A 2,590-nucleotide genomic window follows, 5' to 3' on the forward strand; every position below is an offset into this window, starting at 1 on the left:
TCTTCCCCCTGGCCCCCGGCGACAAGGAACCGCCCCACGGGGTGCGGTGGACCCGCACCGCCACCACCGACCCCGAGGTGATCCGGCGGATGTGGGCTCGCCGCCCCTACAACATCGGCATTGCCTGTAAACCGTCCCGGCTGCTGGTGGTCGACCTGGACACGCCCAAGCCCGGCGAGCATCCGCCGCCGCGGTGGGCCCTGCCCGGCGTCAACGACGGCGCGGACGTGTTCGCGCTGGTGTGCGAAGCCGCCGGTGCGGCGATGCCGCTGGAGACCTTCCAAGTCCGCACCCGCCGCGGCGGCTGTCATCTGTATTTCACCGCCCCCGATGGGGTGCGGCTGACCAACACCTCTGACGAGCGCGGGAACGGGCTGGGCTGGAAGGTCGACACCCGCGGCGACGGCGGATACGTCGTTGGGCCCGGGTCCTTTGTCGACCTGCCGGACGGCGCCGGCGCCTACACGGCGTTCCACACCCCGGCCCCGGCGCCGCTGCCCGGATGGCTGGCCGAACGGCTACGCCCGGCGCCGCTGCCACCACAACAACCGGTCACCGTCGCCCTGGCCACCGCCAACCGCGGCGGCTACCTGGACAAGGCCGTCACCGCCAGCCTGGCCGCCATCGCCACCGCACCCCAGGGCCGCCGCAACGCGACGCTGTACGGCGCCGCCGTGGCCCTCGGCCAACTGGTGGCCGGTGGCGCCCTGGACGCCGAGGACACCGAGCAACTGCTGACCGCTGCCGCCGCGCGCGCCGGGCTCGCCGAGATGCCTGCCCGCCGGACCATCAGGTCCGGGTTCCGCGCCGGTACCCAACGCCCCAGGAGCGTGCCCGCATGACCAGCCTGCCGCGTCTGCAAGCCGGATCCGGACCCGAAACCATCCGCGTTCTCAAAGCCGCCCTAGCTGCGGGCAGCCTGCCCGACACCTACGTGTCCGCCGGGTCCCTGGTGCACATGGAAACCGTGTCCGGCGGTCAAACGTCCCCGGCCGCCGATGAGGACTCGCCGCTGCCGGTCACCGCCAGCCCGATCACGCCCGCCACTCTGGCCGGATTGCTGGCCGAACACGCCTACGTCTACCGGACCCGCACCCGCAAGACCGGCAAGGGCAAGCAAGAGTTGGAGTTCTACGAGGAAGAGATCACCCCGCCCCGCGAAATCCTGTCCTCGGTTCTGGCGGGCAAGACCTGGCCCGGCCTGGCGCCGCTGCGCGGCGTGATCGGCGCCCCGGTCCTGCGACGTGACGGCACCCTGTTGCAGCGTCCCGGCTACGACCCGGCCACCGGCCTCTACCTGGCCGCCAAGGTCGCCCTGCCACCGGTCCCGGACCAGCCCACCGATCAGCAGGTGAGCGAGGCCCGTGATTTCGTGCTGACCCGGTTCCTGCGCGACTTCCCCTGGTCCAGTCCCGCCGACCGCGCCAACTACGTGGCGCTGCTGGTCACCCCGATCCTGCGGCACTTCACCCGGTCACTGACACCGTTCGCGTTGATCGATGCGACCATGCCCGCCTCCGGCAAGTCCATCCTGACCGGCGGCCCCGGCATGCTCTACGGGCAGCGCGTCATCCCCTGGGCCTACACCGAAGAAGAACTCCGCAAATCCATCACCGCGGTACTGGCCGAACAGGTCGGGGTGGTGGTGTGGGACAACCTCGCCGAAGGCACGGTCATCGACTCCGCCACCCTCGCGCTGCTGGTCACCGCCGGGGTGTGGTCCGACCGCCAGCTGGGAGCGTCCCGCAACATCGCCACCGTCAACGACCGCCTGTGGATGGCCACCGGCAACAACCTCCAAGTCGGCGGCGACATGGCCTCCCGCACCGTGCGGGTGCACCTGGACCCCAACATGCCCCGCCCCGAACAACGCGACCAATCCCGCTTCGGGATCCCGCACCTGGACCAATGGATCACCACCCCGAGCAATCAACTCACGGTGTTGTGGCACCTGCTGGTCCTGGTCCTGGACTGGACCCGCAACGGCGCCCCGCGCGCCGACACCGTCTCCATGCGGCAGTTCACCCCATGGGCACAAGCCCTCGGCGGATTCCTCGCCCACCACGGCATCGAGGGGTTCCTGACCAACGCCGCCGACGTGCGCGGCATCGATGAGGACGAAACCCGCTGGCGCGCGTTCCTGGCCTGCTGGCACACCCTGCACGGCACCCAACCCATGACCGCCGCCGAACTACGCGCCTCCGGTGAACCCGACCGCATCGGGTCCGACGAGCTGGACCGGTGGGAAGGGCAGTTCATCACCACCCACACCGGCCGACCGCCCAACGTGCTCGCCCTCGGCCGCCTGCTGACCGGCCAGGTCGGGCGCTGGCGCGGCGACTACGTCATCCGCTCGGCCAAGAACCAGCGCGGCGACCGCAACGTGTTCTGGGTGGAACACCATGACTGACCCCGCACAGCTCCCGACCGGAAGAACGCTGAAACATCCCCGCAATCCCCGCAACGCCGCACAACCCGCCACTGACCTGCAAAGACAGGCTGCGGAGATAGCCGAACTCGAAGGATGTCCAACTCCGCATCTCCGCACCCGGTGCGGAGATGAACCCCCACTTGCGGAGATGTCCCGGCC

2 protein-coding genes are annotated in these 2,590 nt (G+C 70.4%); both read left to right on the forward strand.

Annotated features, from left to right (window positions below; translation table 11 throughout):
• Positions 1-842 (forward strand): bifunctional DNA primase/polymerase (locus E1264_RS41885; protein ID WP_132183029.1); only part of this gene is annotated, 842 nt, incomplete at its 5' end.
• Positions 839-2,410, forward strand: coding sequence for a hypothetical protein (locus E1264_RS41890; RefSeq protein ID WP_132183031.1), 1,572 nt, complete (start codon positions 839-841; stop codon positions 2,408-2,410). The genes E1264_RS41885 and E1264_RS41890, both read left to right, overlap by 4 nt.
• The last annotated feature ends 180 nt before the right edge of the window (positions 2,411-2,590 follow it).

It is taken from the genome of Actinomadura sp. KC216 (assembly GCF_004348535.1).
In the GTDB taxonomy this organism is placed as follows: domain Bacteria; phylum Actinomycetota; class Actinomycetes; order Streptosporangiales; family Streptosporangiaceae; genus Spirillospora.